This window comes from Shewanella gaetbuli (assembly GCF_023284065.1).
GTDB lineage: Bacteria > Pseudomonadota > Gammaproteobacteria > Enterobacterales > Shewanellaceae > Shewanella > Shewanella gaetbuli.
The window spans coordinates 79,400-96,774 of the sequence record NZ_JAKIKP010000005.1; the positions used below are offsets into that span (position 1 = coordinate 79,400).

17 protein-coding genes and 1 pseudogene are annotated in these 17,375 nt (G+C 42.4%); 7 read left to right on the plus strand and 11 right to left on the minus strand.

Annotated elements, in window-relative coordinates; translation table 11 throughout:
* Positions 1 to 49 precede the first annotated feature (49 nt).
* Positions 50 to 703, plus strand: coding sequence for an isoprenoid biosynthesis glyoxalase ElbB (elbB, locus tag L2672_RS08605; protein ID WP_248995432.1), 654 nt, complete (start codon positions 50 to 52; stop codon positions 701 to 703).
* 69 nt (positions 704 to 772) lie between these two features.
* Here elbB and glpG read toward each other — a convergent pair whose 3' ends face one another.
* The 5 genes from glpG to L2672_RS08630 form a co-directional block, all read right to left on the minus strand.
* The gene (glpG, locus tag L2672_RS08610) at positions 773 to 1,618 is read right to left on the minus strand and encodes a rhomboid family intramembrane serine protease GlpG (protein WP_248995433.1); all 846 of its coding nucleotides are present in this window, start codon (positions 1,616 to 1,618) and stop codon (positions 773 to 775) included.
* Positions 1,615 to 1,923: a thiosulfate sulfurtransferase GlpE gene (gene glpE / locus L2672_RS08615; RefSeq protein WP_248995434.1), complete on the minus strand. Its 309-nt coding sequence runs from the start codon at positions 1,921 to 1,923 to the stop codon at positions 1,615 to 1,617. The genes glpG and glpE overlap by 4 nt, the downstream gene beginning before the upstream one ends.
* A 99-nt stretch (positions 1,924 to 2,022) precedes the next feature.
* Positions 2,023 to 3,048 carry an L-threonine 3-dehydrogenase gene (gene tdh, locus L2672_RS08620; RefSeq protein WP_248995435.1) on the minus strand — a complete coding sequence of 342 codons (1,026 nt, stop codon included), beginning with the start codon at positions 3,046 to 3,048 and terminating at the stop codon, positions 2,023 to 2,025.
* Between the two features lie 62 nt (positions 3,049 to 3,110).
* Positions 3,111 to 4,304, minus strand: a complete 1,194-nt coding sequence (locus L2672_RS08625; protein ID WP_248995436.1) for a glycine C-acetyltransferase — start codon at positions 4,302 to 4,304, stop codon at positions 3,111 to 3,113.
* Positions 4,305 to 4,567: 263 nt separating this feature from the next.
* Entirely contained in the window at positions 4,568 to 5,221 is a 654-nt protein-coding gene (locus L2672_RS08630) for a TetR/AcrR family transcriptional regulator (RefSeq protein WP_248995437.1), read from the minus strand.
* Between the two features lie 133 nt (positions 5,222 to 5,354).
* Here L2672_RS08630 and waaA point away from each other — a divergent pair, with 133 nt between their 5' ends.
* Positions 5,355 to 6,617 (plus strand): lipid IV(A) 3-deoxy-D-manno-octulosonic acid transferase, encoded by a 1,263-nt coding sequence (waaA, locus tag L2672_RS08635; RefSeq protein WP_248995438.1) that lies wholly within the window; start codon positions 5,355 to 5,357, stop codon positions 6,615 to 6,617.
* On the opposite strand, the gene L2672_RS08640 is transcribed toward waaA, so the two are convergent.
* The gene (locus L2672_RS08640; RefSeq protein WP_248995439.1) at positions 6,607 to 7,344 is read right to left on the minus strand and encodes a 3-deoxy-D-manno-octulosonic acid kinase; all 738 of its coding nucleotides are present in this window, start codon (positions 7,342 to 7,344) and stop codon (positions 6,607 to 6,609) included. The genes waaA and L2672_RS08640 overlap by 11 nt on opposite strands.
* Before the next feature lie 103 nt (positions 7,345 to 7,447).
* Here L2672_RS08640 and L2672_RS08645 point away from each other — a divergent pair, with 103 nt between their 5' ends.
* The 3 genes and pseudogenes from L2672_RS08645 to L2672_RS17310 form a co-directional block, all read left to right on the plus strand.
* Positions 7,448 to 8,482, plus strand: a complete 1,035-nt coding sequence (locus L2672_RS08645) for a glycosyltransferase family 9 protein (RefSeq protein WP_248995440.1) — start codon at positions 7,448 to 7,450, stop codon at positions 8,480 to 8,482.
* 117 nt (positions 8,483 to 8,599) lie between these two features.
* Positions 8,600 to 9,670 (plus strand): glycosyltransferase family 9 protein, encoded by a 1,071-nt coding sequence (locus L2672_RS08650; protein ID WP_248995441.1) that lies wholly within the window; start codon positions 8,600 to 8,602, stop codon positions 9,668 to 9,670.
* Position 9,671: 1 nt separating this feature from the next.
* Positions 9,672 to 9,785: pseudogene (locus L2672_RS17310) on the plus strand (glycosyltransferase); the annotation flags it as partial.
* Between the two features lie 140 nt (positions 9,786 to 9,925).
* Here the strand turns inward: L2672_RS17310 and L2672_RS08655 are convergent.
* Positions 9,926 to 10,735, minus strand: a complete 810-nt coding sequence (locus L2672_RS08655; protein ID WP_248995442.1) for a glycosyltransferase family 2 protein — start codon at positions 10,733 to 10,735, stop codon at positions 9,926 to 9,928.
* 353 nt (positions 10,736 to 11,088) lie between these two features.
* On the opposite strand from L2672_RS08655, the gene coaD reads away from it, so the two are divergent.
* Both coaD and L2672_RS08665 read left to right on the plus strand, forming a co-directional pair.
* Complete coding sequence (gene coaD, locus L2672_RS08660) at positions 11,089 to 11,586, plus strand: pantetheine-phosphate adenylyltransferase (protein WP_248995443.1); 498 nt, start codon at positions 11,089 to 11,091, stop codon at positions 11,584 to 11,586.
* A gap of 8 nt (positions 11,587 to 11,594) precedes the next feature.
* On the plus strand, positions 11,595 to 13,088 hold the full coding sequence (locus L2672_RS08665) for a capsule assembly Wzi family protein (protein ID WP_248995444.1): 1,494 nt from the start codon (positions 11,595 to 11,597) through the stop codon (positions 13,086 to 13,088).
* A gap of 57 nt (positions 13,089 to 13,145) precedes the next feature.
* Here L2672_RS08665 and mutM read toward each other — a convergent pair whose 3' ends face one another.
* The 4 genes from mutM to L2672_RS08685 all read right to left on the minus strand — a co-directional run bounded on the left by mutM (position 13,146) and on the right by L2672_RS08685 (position 17,367).
* Positions 13,146 to 13,961, minus strand: coding sequence for a bifunctional DNA-formamidopyrimidine glycosylase/DNA-(apurinic or apyrimidinic site) lyase (gene mutM, locus L2672_RS08670; protein ID WP_248995445.1), 816 nt, complete (start codon positions 13,959 to 13,961; stop codon positions 13,146 to 13,148).
* A 39-nt stretch (positions 13,962 to 14,000) separates the two neighbouring features.
* Positions 14,001 to 14,453 carry a hypothetical protein gene (locus tag L2672_RS08675; RefSeq protein ID WP_248995446.1) on the minus strand — a complete coding sequence of 151 codons (453 nt, stop codon included), beginning with the start codon at positions 14,451 to 14,453 and terminating at the stop codon, positions 14,001 to 14,003.
* Between the two features lie 62 nt (positions 14,454 to 14,515).
* Positions 14,516 to 15,499, minus strand: a complete 984-nt coding sequence (gene moaA / locus L2672_RS08680; RefSeq protein WP_248995447.1) for a GTP 3',8-cyclase MoaA — start codon at positions 15,497 to 15,499, stop codon at positions 14,516 to 14,518.
* A 38-nt stretch (positions 15,500 to 15,537) separates the two neighbouring features.
* Complete coding sequence (locus L2672_RS08685; protein ID WP_248995448.1) at positions 15,538 to 17,367, minus strand: bifunctional molybdopterin-guanine dinucleotide biosynthesis adaptor protein MobB/molybdopterin molybdotransferase MoeA; 1,830 nt, start codon at positions 17,365 to 17,367, stop codon at positions 15,538 to 15,540.
* Positions 17,368 to 17,375 lie beyond the last annotated feature (8 nt).

The following is a 17,375-nucleotide window of genomic DNA, read 5'->3' on the forward strand; positions in this document are numbered from 1 at the left end:
TCAAAATTGTAAAATTAGTGGTTCACGTTATAACTAAAAGGAACAGATAATGAAAACCATCGCGGTATTATTAAGTGGGTGTGGTGTATTTGACGGGACAGAAATACACGAGTCGGTGCTCACGTTATTAGCTTTGGCGAAAGCCGGAGTAAATTATCAATGCTTTGCGCCAAATATTGAACAAATGCACGTTGTGAATCATTTATCGGGTGAAGTGACAGCAAATGAAACTCGCAATGTGTTAGTAGAATCTGCTCGAGTTGCTAGGGGGGAAGTGCTAAATGTGACCGAATTAGATGTGAGTCAGTTTGACGCGTTAATTGTGCCAGGTGGTTTTGGTGCGGCAAAGAATTTATCGAACTTTGCCACCAATGGCAGTGACTGCCAAGTGTCACCCGATGTTGAAACATTTTTATGCGAGTTTGCCCTAGCTGCTAAGCCCGTAGGCTATATGTGTATTGCACCAATGATGCTGCCAAGAATCTATCAAAATATACAGGCGACTATAGGCAATGACACTGAAACAGCGCATGCTTTTAATGAGATGGGCGGTAACCATTGTGAAGCCTCTGTGGCAGATATTGTGGTTGATGAAGCGAATAAGGTTGTGACAACACCTGCCTATATGCTGGCGACTAATATTGCTGAAGCCAATATCGGCATTGAAAAACTAGTGAATAAAGTGATTGAAATGACCGTGTAGGGCGAAATTTTCGAACAGGATATTGTTCCCGTCTTGAGCGTGCGATAACAGCTCAAGACGGTAACCCAATTAATGCTTGAGGGAGGATTTTCGGCTATCAAATAGTGCTTGAGCTAGTCCAACAGTTAACCCCCCAATGTGCGCCCCATTCGCTATAGGCATTCCTAGTAAGTCTGTAAAACCTAGTACTAGCCATATCATCATAAAGCCCATATAAGATTGCGGTAGGCTGATACCACAACTAGGCTGCCTTACTCCCATCAGCCATGTGTAACCTACTACAGCATATACTACGCCAGATAAGCCACCAAAGTTTGGCCCTGTCATTAAATATTGCGCAATGTTGGGTAAGGTTCCTGCTATTAATAATAAGAAAAACAGTGGTCTAGTGCCTAGCTTAGTTTCTATTTTTCCGCCTAAATACCACCACCACAGTAAATTAAAAATAATATGTAGGGCAGAAAAGTGCATTAATGATGGGGTAAATATGCGCCAAAACTCACCACTATGGCTTTCAGGAACGGCATTAAAAAACGACAGTGTTTCAAAAACACTATTGGCAAAACCTAAATTCATGGCCGCATAAACAATGACACAAATGCCGAAAGTGATCAGCGTAAGTGGCCCAGCATTAGTTAGAAATTGTTGCACTAAACCTAGGGTGCCAGAACCATAGTCAAACTTAGATTGTGTGTCGCCGTTGTCCCATGATGCTTGCAGATATTTGCTGTCATAGGGGGTTTGAATGAACTGATTAAATTCATCTCGTGCGGTGGTTTCGTATTGTGGGTCAGCCAACATAATCGTTACACCATGAGGCGAAGCTTCGGTGTAGCACTCAATTCCTAAGCCCTTTAAATAATCAATAAAGGCTTGTGCGGCACGGGCGTTAGGGAGTTGACCGATTTCTATCATGCGTGTGCTTCACCCCAGGCGGTATAGCCACCGTCAAGACTGTAAACGTCATCAAAACCTTGCTCAATAAGGTAGTTGGCCGCCCCTTGACTACTAATACCGTGATAGCAAACCACAACCAATGGCGCATCCATATCGGCATCAGCCATCCAACTGGCAATGTTTTCATTAGTTAAATTGACTGAGCCTTGGATATGACCAGCATTAAATGTGGCTGCGTCTCTAATGTCGACAATTTGGACATTATTAGACTCAGCGGTCATGTGAATAAGATCATTGATAGATAGATGCTTAAAAGTCGACATTGAAGATTGTTCAGTATTGGAATATAGATAAGGCTGATTATGAAGTAAGGGGTTGTATAGATACAACCCCTTAATGGTGTGGTTATTCAGATAAAATAACTAATCCCAGTTTAGAATCACTTTACCTGATTGGCCTGAGCGCATGGCATCAAAACCTTGTTGGAACTCATCAACGTTGAAGTGATGGGTGATAATAGGTGAAAGGTCTAAACCTGATTGGATTAAGCTGGCCATTTTGTACCAAGTTTCGAACATTTCTCGGCCATAAATCCCTTTTAAAATTAGGCCTTTGAAAATTACTTTGCTCCAATCGATAGCCATGTCACTGCCAGGAATACCTAGCATGGCAATCTTGCCACCATGGTTCATTGTATCTAGCATTGAGTGGAATGCTGAGGGGACACCTGACATTTCTAAACCGACATCAAACCCTTCGGTCATGCCCAGTTCTTTCATAACATCGTCTAGGTTTTCTTTAGCAACGTTTACGGCACGAGTCGCCCCCATTTTACGGGCTAAATCAAGGCGGTATTCGTTTACGTCGGTGATCACAACGTGGCGTGCTCCCACATGTTTACACACCGCTGCGGCCATAATACCAATAGGGCCAGCGCCAGTAATAAGCACATCTTCACCGACTAAATCGAAAGATAAGGCGGTGTGAACCGCATTACCAAACGGGTCAAAAATAGCGGCTAAATCATCTGGAATGTCAGCAGGAATTTTGAATGCGTTATAGGCCGGTAAAACAAGGTATTCTGCAAAGGCACCATCTCGGTTTACCCCAACACCTGAAGTATTGCGACATAAGTGAGTGCGGCCACCACGACAATTACGGCAATAGCCACAAGTAATATGCCCTTCACCCGATACACGGTCGCCAATAGCAAAACCACGAACTTCTTGACCCATATCGACAACTTCACCCACATATTCGTGACCGGCAATCATAGGGACAGGAATGGTTTTCTGTGACCATTCGTCCCAGTTGTAAATATGCACATCAGTGCCGCAAATCGCCGTTTTACGAATTTTTATTAATAGGTCGTTATGACCGACTTCTGGCTTAGGTGCATCAACCATCCAGATGCCTTCTTCAGGCTTTAATTTGCTTAATGCTTTCATTTTCATACCTATAAAACTAGGGCTTAAAAATTAAGCCCTTAGTTGTGTTGAATATTGTTGAGTTAAATTATGCCCATTTCTTTACCAATTCGGGTAAAGGAGTCAATAGCATGGTCAAGTTGCTCGCGGGTATGCGCTGCTGACATTTGAGTACGAATACGGGCTTGGCCCTTAGGCACTACAGGGAATGAGAACCCAATAACGTAAATGTTTTCAGCTAATAACTTATTCGCAAAATCGCTTGCCAGTTTAGCGTCGCCTATCATTACTGGAATAATGGCATGATCAGCACCGCCTAAAGTAAAGCCTGCCGCAGACATTTTTTCACGGAAATAACGGCTGTTTTCCCATACTGCTTCACGTAAATCTTGACCCGTTTTTAGCATTTCAAGTACGCGAATAGACGCACTAACAATAGAAGGCGCTAATGAATTAGAGAACAAGTAAGGACGCGAACGTTGACGTAACCACTCAACCACTTCTTTTTTAGCCGCAGTAAAGCCACCAGATGCGCCACCTAATGCTTTGCCTAAAGTACCCGTGATGATGTCTACTCTGTCCATGACTTCACAATACTCGTGAGTACCGCGACCATTTTGGCCCACAAAACCGACGGCATGAGAGTCATCAACCATCACCAATGCGCCGTATTTGTCTGCTAAGTCGCACACCCCTTTAAGGTTGGCAATGACGCCATCCATTGAGAATACGCCGTCAGTAGCAATTAAAATATTACGTGCGCCAGCTTCGGTTGCTGCAATAAGTTGAGCTTCTAAATCTTGCATATCATTGTTTGCATAGCGGAAACGTTTTGCTTTGCATAAACGTACGCCATCAATGATTGATGCATGGTTTAGTGCATCTGACACTATGGCATCGTTTGCATCTAATAATGTTTCAAACAAACCCGCATTGGCGTCAAAGCAAGAAGAATACAAAATGGTGTCTTCCATACCCAAAAATTCACTTAGGCTTGCTTCAAGCTGTTTATGAATATCTTGTGTGCCACAAATAAAGCGAACAGATGCCATACCAAACCCGTGGCTGTCTAAGCCTTGCTGCGCAGCTTTGATCAGCTCTGGATGGTTAGCTAAACCGAGGTAGTTATTGGCACAAAAGTTAATCACTTGATGATGATTTACTTCAATAGCCGTTTGTTGTGCTGAGGCAATAATACGTTCGCTTTTATATAAACCATCGCTTTTTACATCAGCAATTTGCTGGTTTATACGGTCGTAGAAAGAGGATGAGGCCACCTGTTTTCTCCTAAATATTGGTTATTATGCTACGCCAAGCTCTGATGCCTATGGCAAATGACAAAGCGTTGGTAGTTGGAGTTTTGGGCATTCTAACCTGTATTTTTGTTGTCCCACAGTATTTTTTATTCGGTATGAGGCAATATTAACAAGATTAGGGCATTGGTCATTCTTTGATAAGAAAAACTAATGAATGTGACAATTTTGTAGATGCCGCAAACCCACACAATAAGGAATATTGTAGCGGGTTTATTGGAAAGTGCTTAAGCGACAGCGCGCTCTTGATGAGCGATATTTTGATAATGCTGTTCTAGTCTATCAAATGTGGCCACAGATGAGGGTGTGGAATAGGCTTTAAAAATCATAATGACCCGTAACAAGCCTTCATATAGGGTTGCTTTAGTAATGGTGCCATTACTGTTTTGGGTGAGTTGATAGCTAATCCAAAAGCTCACCATCATTTTAATGGTGTCAGCTAAATCGATAATGCGATCATCTTCAATATCTAAAATGCCATCTTTTTTAAGTTTACTTAATACCGTGCTTGAACGGTTTAACACTTGCTGCTGTGCTTCTAAGTAACGTGATTTTAAGGCTTCGTCGCGACTTAAAATATCCGCTAAATTTGAATACATAAATCTGAACTGCCAGAGGGTATAAAACATGGCATCGAAATAGCCAATCAGTAAATCTACCGTGATGGGGACATCATCATAGGGTTTAAAGCCTGACTCTAAATGACTTTCATACAAACTGAAAATGGAATTAATAATGTCTTCTTTATTTCTAAAGTGATAATAAAGATTACCCGGGCTTATCCCTAAGTGTGCGGCAATATGATTGGTGGTGGTCGCACGTTCACCGTGCTCATTAAAAAGCTCTAGACTAGCAAAAACAATTTTATCGCGGGTTTTCATGCAATTTCCAAATTCAGCAAACATTAATTTTTCAGTGATGACATGATAATCAACAGTCCATATCCCTATGAATTATGATTATGTTAATATTGTGTTTATCTGACAAGCAAAAAATTCTAAAAGAAGCCGATTAATGTTCCGATTTCTGTATTCCGTCCTTTTATATGCCCTTTTTCCTCTTGTGGTTATTTATTTTGCCTATCGTGCATACAAAAGTGCTGATTATCGCAAGCGCTGGAGCGAGCGTTTTGGTTTTAGCCAATGGCAACCCGCCGATATAGTGGTGCATTGCGTGTCGATGGGGGAAACCTTAGCGGCAGTTCCGATGATAAAGCAATTAATGCAAATATACCCAGATTATCGCTTTACCATAACTACAACTAGCCCAACAGGTTCAGCAGAAGTGATTAAAGCGTTTGGCGATACGGTGCAACATAGCTATTTACCATTAGATTTTTCTTATGCGGTTAAACGCTTTATTCAGCATACTCAACCTAAAGCTTGCATCATTATGGAAACAGAGCTTTGGCCAAACTTGCTGTATTTTGCAGAGAAAGCTAACGTGAAATTGGTGTTAGCTAATGCGCGTTTATCGGAAAAATCGGCCAAAAGCTATCAAGGTAAAAGTGGTCTAACTCGACCTATGTTGCAGCGTTTAGGGCTTATTGCTGTGCAAACTGAAGCTGAGGCGCAACGATTTATCGCTTTAGGTGTGAGTGCTGAAAAATTACAGGTATGTGGAAGTTTAAAGTTCGATTTTACTATCGACCCAGCCAAAATTGCTCATGCTACGGCGCTGCGTGAAGCATGGCAACGTCAAGACTCTCCTATATGGGTGGCGGGTAGTGTTCACCCTGGTGAGTTTGATGCTGTGTTAGCCGTACATAAAAAAATATTGGCAGATTATCCCAACGCCTTGTTAATCATGGTACCTCGACATCCTGAACAGTTTAATTCAGCGGCCATAGCGGTGACCCAAAATGGCTTACAACTGGCTAGACGTAGTATGAATGATGATGTAACAGCCGATACTCAAGTGTTATTAGGCGATACTATGGGTGAGCTAGTATTGCTTTATGCGACGGCTGATCAGGCTTTTGTTGGCGGAACCTTGATTGTACATGGCGGACATAACCCTTTAGAGCCCGCCGCAGTGGGGTTACCTGTCTTTGTGGGACCAAACTACCGCGACTTTATTGAGATAACTCAATTATTGTCGCAGTCAGGTGGTTTAAAAGTGGTCAACAATGGCGATGAGCTAGCGCAAAGCTTGTTGCATTATTTTGATAATCAAACTGACTATAAGCTAGCGGCAGAGGCGGCTAAGTCAGTTGTTGAACAAAATCGCGGTGCATTACAAAAACACACTGAATTAATTAGCCAATTTATTCAGTAGCGATTGGATTAATCGTGTTATAGCCTGCTAATAATTGCTGCCAATTTTCTGTGGTAAATTGCAACTGGGGCTGCTTAGATTGCTCTTTATTAAATGAGCGTAATAAACGCTTAAGATTGGCTTGTTGCCAGGATGCTTGTAAAGGCTTTATTTCACCTCGGTCAAAGTCGATTAAGTGAAAGCCATTTTCTGAAATCAGGATGTTTTTGGCATTAAGGTCAGCATGATAAACCCCCCGTTGATGAAATTTAGCAATGGTTTTACCGAGTGTGTGCCAGTGTTTTTCTGAAAGCGCAGTCTTGGATAAATGAGCTACAAGGTCTTTTGCTTTGGCGACTCGTTCGATAATAATATCGGCGCGATACCATAAGCCGAATCGTTCTATTTTGGCCGCGATAGGGTTGGGTACAGGAAAACCTTCTTGATACAATAATGCTAATAACGCTAACTCAGCATAGGCTCTTGTTCGGGTTAAGCCAGTGTAAAAATATGCATCTCGGCTTAACTTTTCCATCATGCCACCACGCCAATAATGGCGTAATACCCATTGTTGATGGTGATGCTGTGCATCAGTTTGCACAAACCAAGTGGTGTAGCGGCCTTTTGATTGCCCGACAACGTTATTGTGTTGCTGCCAATAATCTACCGAGAAAGCCTCAGCGCTGAGTGTCGCTGCAGACTCTTGGCTCCACACTATGGTGCTATTGGAAAGCGTTTTTACCTGCATGAATTCAACAAACCTTGCTAGATCAAAAAGACATTATACCTTAATATCACTGACTTGCATTCACACAAGCCACTTAGCTGGTTTTTCAATCATTTGGATACCTATGAAGTTTGACTCAAGTACTCTGAAATCTTTATGTTTGCTTCGACTATCAGCCATTGGCGACGTTTGTCATGCCGTGGCAATGGTGCAAGCAATTCAGCGTGAGTATCCAAATTTAGCGATAACTTGGGTGATTGGTAAAGTTGAATATCAATTAGTTAAAAATCTGCCCGGTATCAATTTTGTTATTTTTGATAAATCCCAAGGTTGGCGAAGTTTTTGGCAGTTAAAAAAGGCCTTAGCTGGGCAAAAGTTTGATGTACTGTTGCACATGCAAGTGGCGTTAAGGGCGACCGTCGCTTCGTTAATGATCAAGGCGAAATGGCGAGTGGGCTTTGATAAGCAACGCGCTAAAGAAGGGCAGTGGTTAGTCACAAATCATGCAATTGAACCGCAAACTGAGCCCCATGTATTAGAGGGTTTTATGGGATTTGCTAAAGCCATTGGGGTTAAAAATACTCAGGTAGATTGGCAGATACCCGTAAGTGATGCAGATAATGATTTTGCCAATAAATTGATCAACAACGACAAAGTATTAGTCATTTGCCCAGCGGCGAGTAAAGCTGAACGAAATTGGCTACCGCAGCGATACGCTGAAGTGGCTGACCATGCGCAAACATTAGGGTATAGAGTCATGTTATGTGGCGGCCCTACTGAGTTAGAGCGTACTTTGGCGCAAAGCATTATTGCTCAAGCAAAGGGCAATATTGAAGTGATGGTGGGTAAAACCACATTGACCCAGCTATTAGCGTTACTCAATCGAGCTACTTTAGTTATTGCTCCTGATACCGGCCCTCTTCACATGGCGGTGACCCAAAAAACCCCTGTAATTGGCTTATATGCTCATTCAAACCCAGGGCGAACGGGACCATTTTTGTATCGCGAAAATACCATTAGTGTTTATCATGAGGTGATTGCCAGCCAAGTAGAAGGTGAAATTCCTTGGGGTAAACGCGCTAAAGGTGAGCATTTAATGGAACTGGTGAAAACCACTGATGTAATTGAGTGCTTTAATCGGATTTCATCGTTGCAATAAAGCTGATATAAATGAGATTCTTTTTTAGCTTTTTAAATGGTTAACCTTAGCAAAATTGCTTTTAAAACCGTTTCACATAATTAAAATTGCTACTATGAATAGCAATAGGGCAGGTTAATGAGAACAGCGCCGGTTATATTGTTTGTCCCGGTATCTTCTACAGAAGGTATTGGAGAATACATGCGCTCAACGATTATTGCGGATGAAATTAGCCAACGTTGGCCAGAAGCTCAAATTGAATTTGTGCTTAACCGCGCCGCCCCCTACGCAGAACAATGCCAGTATCCCCATCATCTTGTTAATGATACGCCAACTAAGTGCATTAAAGAGGTCAACCAACTGGTTTCACAATTAAAACCAGACATGGTGATATTTGATGCAGCAGGTAGAAAGGCGCAATTAAAACATGCGCATAAATGCGGAGCTAAAGTGATTTTTATTAGTCAGCACAAGCGTAAACGTGCCAGAGGGATGAAAATCGAACGCGCGTTAGTTACTGACAGTCATTGGGTGGTGCAGCCAGAGTTTGTTATTGGCGATATTAGTGCTTTTGCTAAATATAAACTCAATTTCATCAAGCGGCCTTTGCCTATCACAACGGGGTCTATTTTTGCTAAACCCGATCAACGCAGGCTGCAAAATTTATTACAACAATATGGCTTAAACGCTGGAAAATACCTAATGTATAGTGCAGGTTCTGGGGGCCACAAAGCAGGAGAACAGTTTGCTGCGGATATCTTTGCTGAAACCGCCGAAAAAGTGTACGCCCAAACCGGTATCCCAAGCTTAATGATATTTGGGGCTAATTATCCGAAAGAGATAGCAAACTATACTGGCGTAGTGGCCATATCTTCTTTGGATAGTCGCGACTTTATTAGTTTATTAAGCCAAGCTAAAGGCGCCATTTTAAGTGGCGGTGACACGTTGCTGCAGTCGATTGCTTTGACTATTCCTACATTGGCGGTACCTGTGTCTAAAGACCAGCCTAGCCGAATTAACTCATGCGCATCACAGCAATTGGTATTAAATAGCGACATAAATACAAACGATATGGTGGCAGCAGCTCAGTTATTGGTGGATGCGCAAACAAGGCAAGCGTTAATCAGTAACATGATGTCGATGGGATGTTCTGGCGGTTTAGAGTTGGCGATGAGTGAAGTGACCCGCTTATTAGACGAGAAATATTAATATGGCGAAAAGGATAGCGCTAGCAATTGATAGCTTAGCAGGGGGCGGAGCAGAAAAAATTGTGATAACGCTAGCCAGAGAATTTATTCGCCAAGGTCATGAAGCACATCTAGTTAGTATTTAGTGCCAAGACGAGACCCTAAGGCGTTAGCTGAAAAATGACTGAGGCGCTAGAATCTTACCCTGATATAGTTGCCTCAGACTTATTTGCACATGTTGAGGTTAAAAATAGTGCGGCTCAATATTTGAAGTTAATTAACCTTGAGGTGTAAATTCATTTAGCCCTAATTTACAAGCTCGAGTGCGCTGCTGTTGAATTTGCTTGAGTAAGTTTTCATTGGCTTGCAAATTACCACGGCAATTTTCTTTATGGGATAAGTGGTAACCCACTGCGTAATACTTAGCTATTTTACGTTGTTTTCCCGAGTTAATTAGCCGTTGTGCAAACTCTTGATCTTCTGGGCCCCAGCCTTCAAATTCGGCATTAAAACCATTAACTTCCATAGCATCCTCAAGCCAAAACGCCATGTTGCAAGAGTGAATCCCTTTAATTGAATTAACGGCCGTTTTACTGGTTTTTTGATGTAACCATAAGCAACGAAGAGCGAGATCTCGACCGCGGGCAATTCCTTTCGAAAAAAAGCACAGTTTGGAGATTTGAGGTGCTTTAGCATTTAAAATATCATCGGTAATGCCTTGGGCTAATTTAACTCTTTTACCAGTGACGAAGTAACCTGCTTCTGCAATGTTGATGTGATCAGAGATAAAGTGTTTATCTAACACGATGTCACCATCAATCAAAATAATATACTCGTGACTGGCTTGGGCGATGGCTTTATTACGGCTTCTTGATACCCGAAAACCTTTATCTTCTTGCCAACTATGAATGACCGGTATTGAAAAATGAGGCCGCATCGACGTGATTAATTCGGCCGTTTCGGCTGAAGAGCCATCATCAGCAATGATAATTTCATCGGGTAATGTCCGTTGCGCTAATACACTCAGTAACACAGCTTTTAAGGCCGGATGCCAATTATAAGTAGTGATAATTAAGGTCGTTTTCATGCTAAATAAGACTCACATTTCAATAACTCGCGCAGCATAGCGTATTTTTATTTTTTGACAAAAAATTCGCCGTGCCATGTTAATAGTAGGTTGAGTTCAAGCGCATTTTGTTAAGTATTAGCGAGATACTAACAACGTGCTTAATAATGTTCGTTGTTTTCAAGGGTGAACATTAAAAGATTTAATCTATAGTGCCCTTAAGGTCGTGGAGCTTGCGCCTTGTTAATTCAATCAGCAACAAGCGAACTAAAACATTAATCACACTTGAAAATATGCTATGTTATGCACCATATTCGACACATACCAAAATGTGTCCGTACAGCATCTAATCATAGCCGATAACTGAGGGGTTTATGCACAGAAGAGCAATTTATCCTGGAACCTTTGATCCAGTCACTAATGGTCATGCCGATTTAATTGAGCGTGCCGCTCGTTTGTTTAAGCATGTCATTATTGGTATCGCTTGCAACCCATCTAAGCAACCTCGGTTCACCTTAGAAGAACGTGTCGAGCAAGTTAAATTGGTTACCGCACATTTAGATAATGTTGAAGTGGTGGGTTTTACGGGCTTGCTGGTGGATTTTGCCCAAGAACAACGTGCAAGTGTATTGGTTCGTGGATTAAGAGCCGTATCTGACTTTGAATATGAGTTTCAGCTAGCGAATATGAATCGTCGTTTAAGCCCTGATTTAGAATCGGTATTTTTGACTCCAGCAGAAGAAAATTCATTTATTTCATCAACATTAGTGAAAGAAGTCGCATTACATGGTGGTGATGTGTCTCAGTTTGTACATCCACAAGTGGCTAAAGCCCTTGAGAACAAATTAGCTTCATCTCAATCAACAAAATAGGTGTTTTCATGTTAAAAGGATTTAAGCCCACAACGCTGCCGTTTAGCGTTACCGCACTGGCAGCCCTTTTTTGTACTGGTTTACAAGCGGCACCTTGGGTAGATACCTCTGATATCTATTTACGTGCTGATATTCAAGCATTGGCGGATGCGGGAGTTATTACCGTGCCGGTAAACACTTATCCGCTAATGTGGTCTGGTATTGCAGCTGACTTAGCCAAGGCCGAGCCGTCGTTAATGTCTGCTGATTTAGTTTCAGCATTTGCTAGAGTCAATTTTTATTATCAAAATGCCACTGAAAACCGTGGTAATACCCGCATTAAAGCTGTGGGTGCCACTGATGCTGCAAGGTTTCAACACTTTGGCTCAGATTACCGTGAAAAAGCTCAATTAACTGCATCCAATGAGTATGTGGGTGAACGAATAGCCTATAAAGTGTCGGTTTCGGCTAACTATGACCCAGCAGATGACAAAGAGCTGCGATTAGATGATTCTTATTTTGCCGTGACGATGGGCAATTGGATTATGACCGCAGGGACATTAGAGCAATGGTGGGGGCCAGGTTTCGACTCTGGTTTAATGAAAACCAACAATGCCCGTCCAACTCCGTCATTAATGTTCACACGAAATAATCCGCAAGCATTTGAAACCCCTTGGTTATCTTGGATTGGCCCGTGGGCTTTGACGGGGGGGGTAAGTATGTTAGAAGAGGAGCGTTATGCACCTCATACACTATTGTGGAATCTGAGAGGTTCAGTTAGGCCAATTAAGCAGCTAGAAGTTGGCTTATCATGGACGGTGCAATTTTGTGGTGAAGGCCAAGAATGTGATGCTAGCAGTGCTTGGAAATCGATTACTGGTCAACGAGACTGTCGTGAAGAGAATGGTTTTGGCTGCTCTAATTACGGTAATCAAATGGCAGGTTTGGATGTAAGGTTCAGCGAAACAATTTATGACGTGCCTGTGGGGATTTATTTAGAGCGCACTTGTGAAGACTCGAAAGGCCAGCCTTGGCAAATTGCTGATTGTGCAAAAATGGCGGGTGTAGATACTCGGTTTGGTTCTGCAAATAGTCAGCATAAATTGTTCTTAGAATACACAGACACTTTGGTATTTTGTGGTGAAGACCCCACCAAATTCAATTGTTTTTATGAGCATAGTACTTATCAAAGTGGCTCTCGATATTATCAAAGAACACTTGGCAGCACTTATGACAGTGATGCACAAGTATATGCATTAGGCTGGGTAGGCCAATTTAAAGACAGTCGTGGAATAACCTCTATTTTGCGCTATGCACAGTTAAATAAAGACGGTGCTAACCGTGGCGGTGAGTGGGCTCCTCAACCTCTTAAAGAAGACTTACTTATGTTAGAAGTGTCTTATCGTATGCCATTGTTGGCCGGTATGATGACCTTTGGTGGCACAGTGTCAAACTCGCAATTTGAAGTGCAAGACGATGAAACTGATGGTACTTTATTTACCCGTTACGAATACCGTTTTTAACTCAGTTTTATCTGCAGTTTAGGTTTATTAAGGGAGCATTCGCTCCCTTTTTTATCGTTAACGAGATTGGCAAATACCACAAAATACGGTGGTGCGCTGACCGAGTTTTATTTCTGATAATAAGTTGCCACATTCGGTACAGGTTTCGCCTCCTCGCCCATATACATGTAGTTTTTGGGCAAAATAGCCGGGTTTTCCGTCTGCGTTAGTAAAATCTTTCAAGGTTGTTCCGCCTTGTTTAATGGCGTGAGCAAGTACCTTTTTAATTTCGCTGACTAACACTGTCAGCCTTTCTACATCAATTGAACCCGCAGCAGCTTGTGGATGAATACCTGACGCAAATAGCGCTTCATTGGCATAAATATTCCCGACCCCCACCACAATATGGTTATCCATAATGCACAATTTAATGGCTTTTTTCTTATTAGCTAAAGCCGCTTGCAGTTGCGTAACGTTAAATTCATCACTTAATGGTTCAGGCCCTAGCTTCGACAATAACGGATGGCCATCTTCGGGTAATTCGTACCATAACCAAGCGCCAAATCTGCGTGGGTCATTAAAGCGAAGCATTTGGCCATTTTGAAGAACTAAGTCAATATGGTCATGTTTTTCTGGTGGGGTATTTCTAGCCAAAATACGTAAACTACCAGACATGCCTAAATGAATAATGGTTAAGCCTGCTTGGGTTTCTATCAACAAATACTTGGCTCGGCGGCGAACATTTAAAATGGTTTGTCCAACAATATTCTGTGCCACCTCAGGAACCGGCCAACGCAATGAGCCATTACGGACAATTAATTGGTCTACGGTTTGGTCAATTAAATAGGGCGAGACCCCTTGGCGGGTGACTTCAACTTCGGGTAATTCAGGCATATCAATGTGTTCACTTAGGTAAGGGAATGATAAAAATAATTAATCTGATTGTACGTTGACTATGGGGATCAGATCAGCGCGCATGCTCGGAGGAATAACATACCAGTTGAACCCTGGGGATTGTAATAAGCCTTCATCCACAAATAATAACCATACTTGAGGCTGGTCAATATTACCTATAACCAAAGTGATTTTAATAGGAATTGAGCGATGAACAGGCTCAGTTTGTATTGCTGAAACGGTAATGTTTTGCCAAGCATCGACCCAATTTTGGCAATTTAAAACATCGTTGGAGCATTGCGACTTCTGTTGGCTACTGGCAAACCATTGGTTAGATATTTGCAATTGCTTTAACGGCAAGTTGCTGTCAAATAAAGGCATAACATCAGTGGGCATGTGCTCAGTTTTTTGATTAATAAAACTGAGCACGGCAATCATCATCGCACTGGCAATGATAATAATGGTATTCCATTTTTTACGAGATAAAGCCATAAACACCACTTAGTTAGTTAACAATAACTAAAGTTTATCACTGCTGGGGTAAATTACGAGTATCAGCCACCAGTCGCGTTCATAAAGCGCAAAACTTGCACGCCTTCTTGGTCAAAATGGTGCGACTGTGGTTTAAATTGTATCCCGTCTAAAATAGCGTGTTTTAGGCGTTCAATATCGCCGGGGTGTGCTCTAACAATGGCTTTTAGGTCAATGGAGTTTTCATTACCTAAACACAGTAATAGTCGTCCTTCTACGGTTACCCGAACACGATTACATTCATGGCAAAAATTATTACTGTGGGGTGAAATAAACCCAACATGGGTGCTGCTATCGGCCATTTGATAGTATCGAGCTGGCCCGCCAGTGCGTTTACTGGAAGGAATAAGAGGATATTGCGCCTCAATAAGTGCTTTTACTTCGTCACTAGAGCAATGGCGACTTTGCTTACGTTCATCAATGACTCCTAATGGCATTTCTTCAATAAAGGCGATATCAAGGTTTCGCGCACGACAAAAGTTCACTAAATCGATCACTTCGTGATCATTTTGTCCGCGTAAAATAACCGCGTTGATTTTAATTTTTCTGAAGCCCGCAGCTATTGCGGCATCTATACCAGCGATGACTCGGTCTAACTTACCGTTACGGGTTAGTTGGGTAAATAACTCTGGATTTAGAGTATCGAGGCTAATATTAAGCCTTGAAAGGCCATTATCAAATAAAGGTTGTGCCAATTTAGTTAAACGAGAGCCGTTAGTGGTCATCGACAGGTCTTCTAACCCAGGCAAATTCCCTAATAGTTTGACTAGCTGATCGCAATCAGTGCGAACTAAAGGCTCTCCACCAGTAAGGCGAATTTTTTTTACCCCTAACTCAGTAAAGGCTTGGGCAACCCATGATAGCTCTTCAAGCGACAGCACTTGTTGGCGAGGCAAAAATTCGGGGTCTTCACTCATGCAATAAACACAGCGAAAATCACAGCGATCTGTGACTGATAATCGCAAGTAATCAACTTGGCGATTGAATCCATCCACTATTTGACTCATATGGGTTACCTACTTAACACTAAAAATATCTGTGAAACTTACAGTACATCAGCAAAAGGTTGAATAAACACGCTTTCACCTTTCGCTATACCGTCATCTTGTTCGCCAATGACAATTAAGCAATTGGCATTAACCATTGAGCTCAACATGCCTGAGCCCTGTGCACCGGTAGATTTAACATGCATCTTGCCATCCGTATCTAGATGATAGATGCCTCTTAAAAACTCGGTTCGACCGGTTTTACTGCGCAGGTTTTCATCTGCAATTGCGGGGATATATTGAGGGTGCCAAGGGCGGTTATCAGCAAATTCTTGCTCGCCAGACAACTTACGAAGTGCAGGTTGTACAAACTGTAAAAACGACACCATAACCGCAACAGGATTACCTGGTAAGCCAAAAAATAATGTGTCGTTAATTTTACCTACAGCAAGTGGGCGGCCGGGGCGCATGTTAATTCGCCAGAAATTAATGTGGCCAATTTTAGCTAACACGGTTTTAATATAATCGGCGTTACCTACAGATACGCCGCCTGAACTAATCACTACATCTGCAGTTAAGCTGGCTTGTTGCAATGCGTCAGTTAAGGCTTGTTCGTTATCTTCAATAATACCTAGGTCAACAACTTTACAGCCTAATTTACGTGCCATTGATTTTATGGTGTAACGGTTTGAGTCGTAAATACAATTTGGCTTTAAAGGCTCGCCAGGTTGGCTAACCTCGTCACCGGTTGAAAATACCGCCACAACAGGTGCGTTGACCACTTCGGCTTGATTGCACCCTAAAGAGGCCAATAGTCCGAGTTCGGCCGCGGTTAAACGGGTTCCTTTAGCTAATGCCACATCATTAATGCCAATATCTTCACCCGCTAAACGCACATGTTGGCCCGATTTTATCTGTTCTGGCTCAAGCAAGGTTAACGTGTCTGCATCTGCTTCGCATAGTTCACGAGGCTGAACCGTGTCGACTCCAGCTGGAATAGGCGCACCGGTCATAATTCTAACGGCTTCACCTGATTGCACGGTGTGTTCATAACCATGGCCGGCTAGCACTTCTGCTACCACGGTTAAGGTTTTCCCTGAGGCAACATCACTGTAAGCAAAACCATATCCATCCATTGCTGAATTGGTTTGTTGAGGTACATTCACTGGCGAGATACTGTCGCTGGCTAACACACGATTATCTAACTCATCTAACGCTAAAGTTTCACTACTTTTGAGCGGCGTGACTTGGCTTAAAATATGGTTAATACCTTGGGCAACAGACAAGCCTTGCTCGCCACTTTGAGGCGTGCTGGCTAAAGCAGGATTAACAGGGATATTCACTTCAGGTGCTTGCCACGATTGTTGGTATTGCATAACAAAATCAGCAATTTGACCAACATTGTTCAAGTCTAGTCGCGTGAGTTCATCTGGGGTGGTCGTGTCATCACAACAGGCAATGGCGACAATGTTTTCGTCGTGTGTGTGAATAAAAGGCTTACCATGAGAAGCACGATGTAATTCAATTTTTGGTAATGCGAGTTTTTTAAAGCCTTCAACTAATACAATATCAACTTTATCTTGTTCAATCTGCTTTAACAGGTGTTGTAGGCTCGGGTCGGTATCTAATGGCTCTTCGGTCATTAATGCCCAGCGGATATGCGACGCCACTAACATTTGCTTAGCACCCGCTTTTCGCATTTCGTAACTGTCTTTGCCCGGAATATCGACATCAAAGTTATGATGGGCGTGTTTAATCACCGCTAGTCTGACACCGCGGCGGTTTAATTCAGGGATCAGTTGCTTGAGTAGCGTTGTTTTTCCGGTACCGCTATACGCACAAAATCCAAGAACGGGAATAGACAGTGGGTTACTAAAAACACTAGACATATGGACCT

Bases quoted from the DNA above. Each gene is read 5' to 3' on its own strand.
- elbB (WP_248995432.1), top strand. From the start codon at position 50: ATGAAAACCATCGCGGTATTATTAAGTGGGTGTGGTGTATTTGACGGG.
- glpG (WP_248995433.1), bottom strand. From the start codon at position 1,618: ATGATAGAAATCGGTCAACTCCCTAACGCCCGTGCCGCACAAGCCTTT.
- glpE (WP_248995434.1), bottom strand. From the start codon at position 1,923: ATGTCGACTTTTAAGCATCTATCTATCAATGATCTTATTCACATGACC.
- tdh (WP_248995435.1), bottom strand. From the start codon at position 3,048: ATGAAAGCATTAAGCAAATTAAAGCCTGAAGAAGGCATCTGGATGGTT.
- L2672_RS08630 (WP_248995437.1), bottom strand. From the start codon at position 5,221: ATGAAAACCCGCGATAAAATTGTTTTTGCTAGTCTAGAGCTTTTTAAT.
- waaA (WP_248995438.1), top strand. From the start codon at position 5,355: ATGTTCCGATTTCTGTATTCCGTCCTTTTATATGCCCTTTTTCCTCTT.
- L2672_RS08640 (WP_248995439.1), bottom strand. From the start codon at position 7,344: ATGCAGGTAAAAACGCTTTCCAATAGCACCATAGTGTGGAGCCAAGAG.
- L2672_RS08645 (WP_248995440.1), top strand. From the start codon at position 7,448: ATGAAGTTTGACTCAAGTACTCTGAAATCTTTATGTTTGCTTCGACTA.
- L2672_RS08650 (WP_248995441.1), top strand. From the start codon at position 8,600: ATGAGAACAGCGCCGGTTATATTGTTTGTCCCGGTATCTTCTACAGAA.
- L2672_RS08655 (WP_248995442.1), bottom strand. From the start codon at position 10,735: ATGAAAACGACCTTAATTATCACTACTTATAATTGGCATCCGGCCTTA.
- coaD (WP_248995443.1), top strand. From the start codon at position 11,089: ATGCACAGAAGAGCAATTTATCCTGGAACCTTTGATCCAGTCACTAAT.
- L2672_RS08665 (WP_248995444.1), top strand. From the start codon at position 11,595: ATGTTAAAAGGATTTAAGCCCACAACGCTGCCGTTTAGCGTTACCGCA.
- mutM (WP_248995445.1), bottom strand. From the start codon at position 13,961: ATGCCTGAATTACCCGAAGTTGAAGTCACCCGCCAAGGGGTCTCGCCC.
- L2672_RS08675 (WP_248995446.1), bottom strand. From the start codon at position 14,453: ATGGCTTTATCTCGTAAAAAATGGAATACCATTATTATCATTGCCAGT.
- moaA (WP_248995447.1), bottom strand. From the start codon at position 15,499: ATGAGTCAAATAGTGGATGGATTCAATCGCCAAGTTGATTACTTGCGA.
- L2672_RS08685 (WP_248995448.1), bottom strand. From the start codon at position 17,367: ATGTCTAGTGTTTTTAGTAACCCACTGTCTATTCCCGTTCTTGGATTT.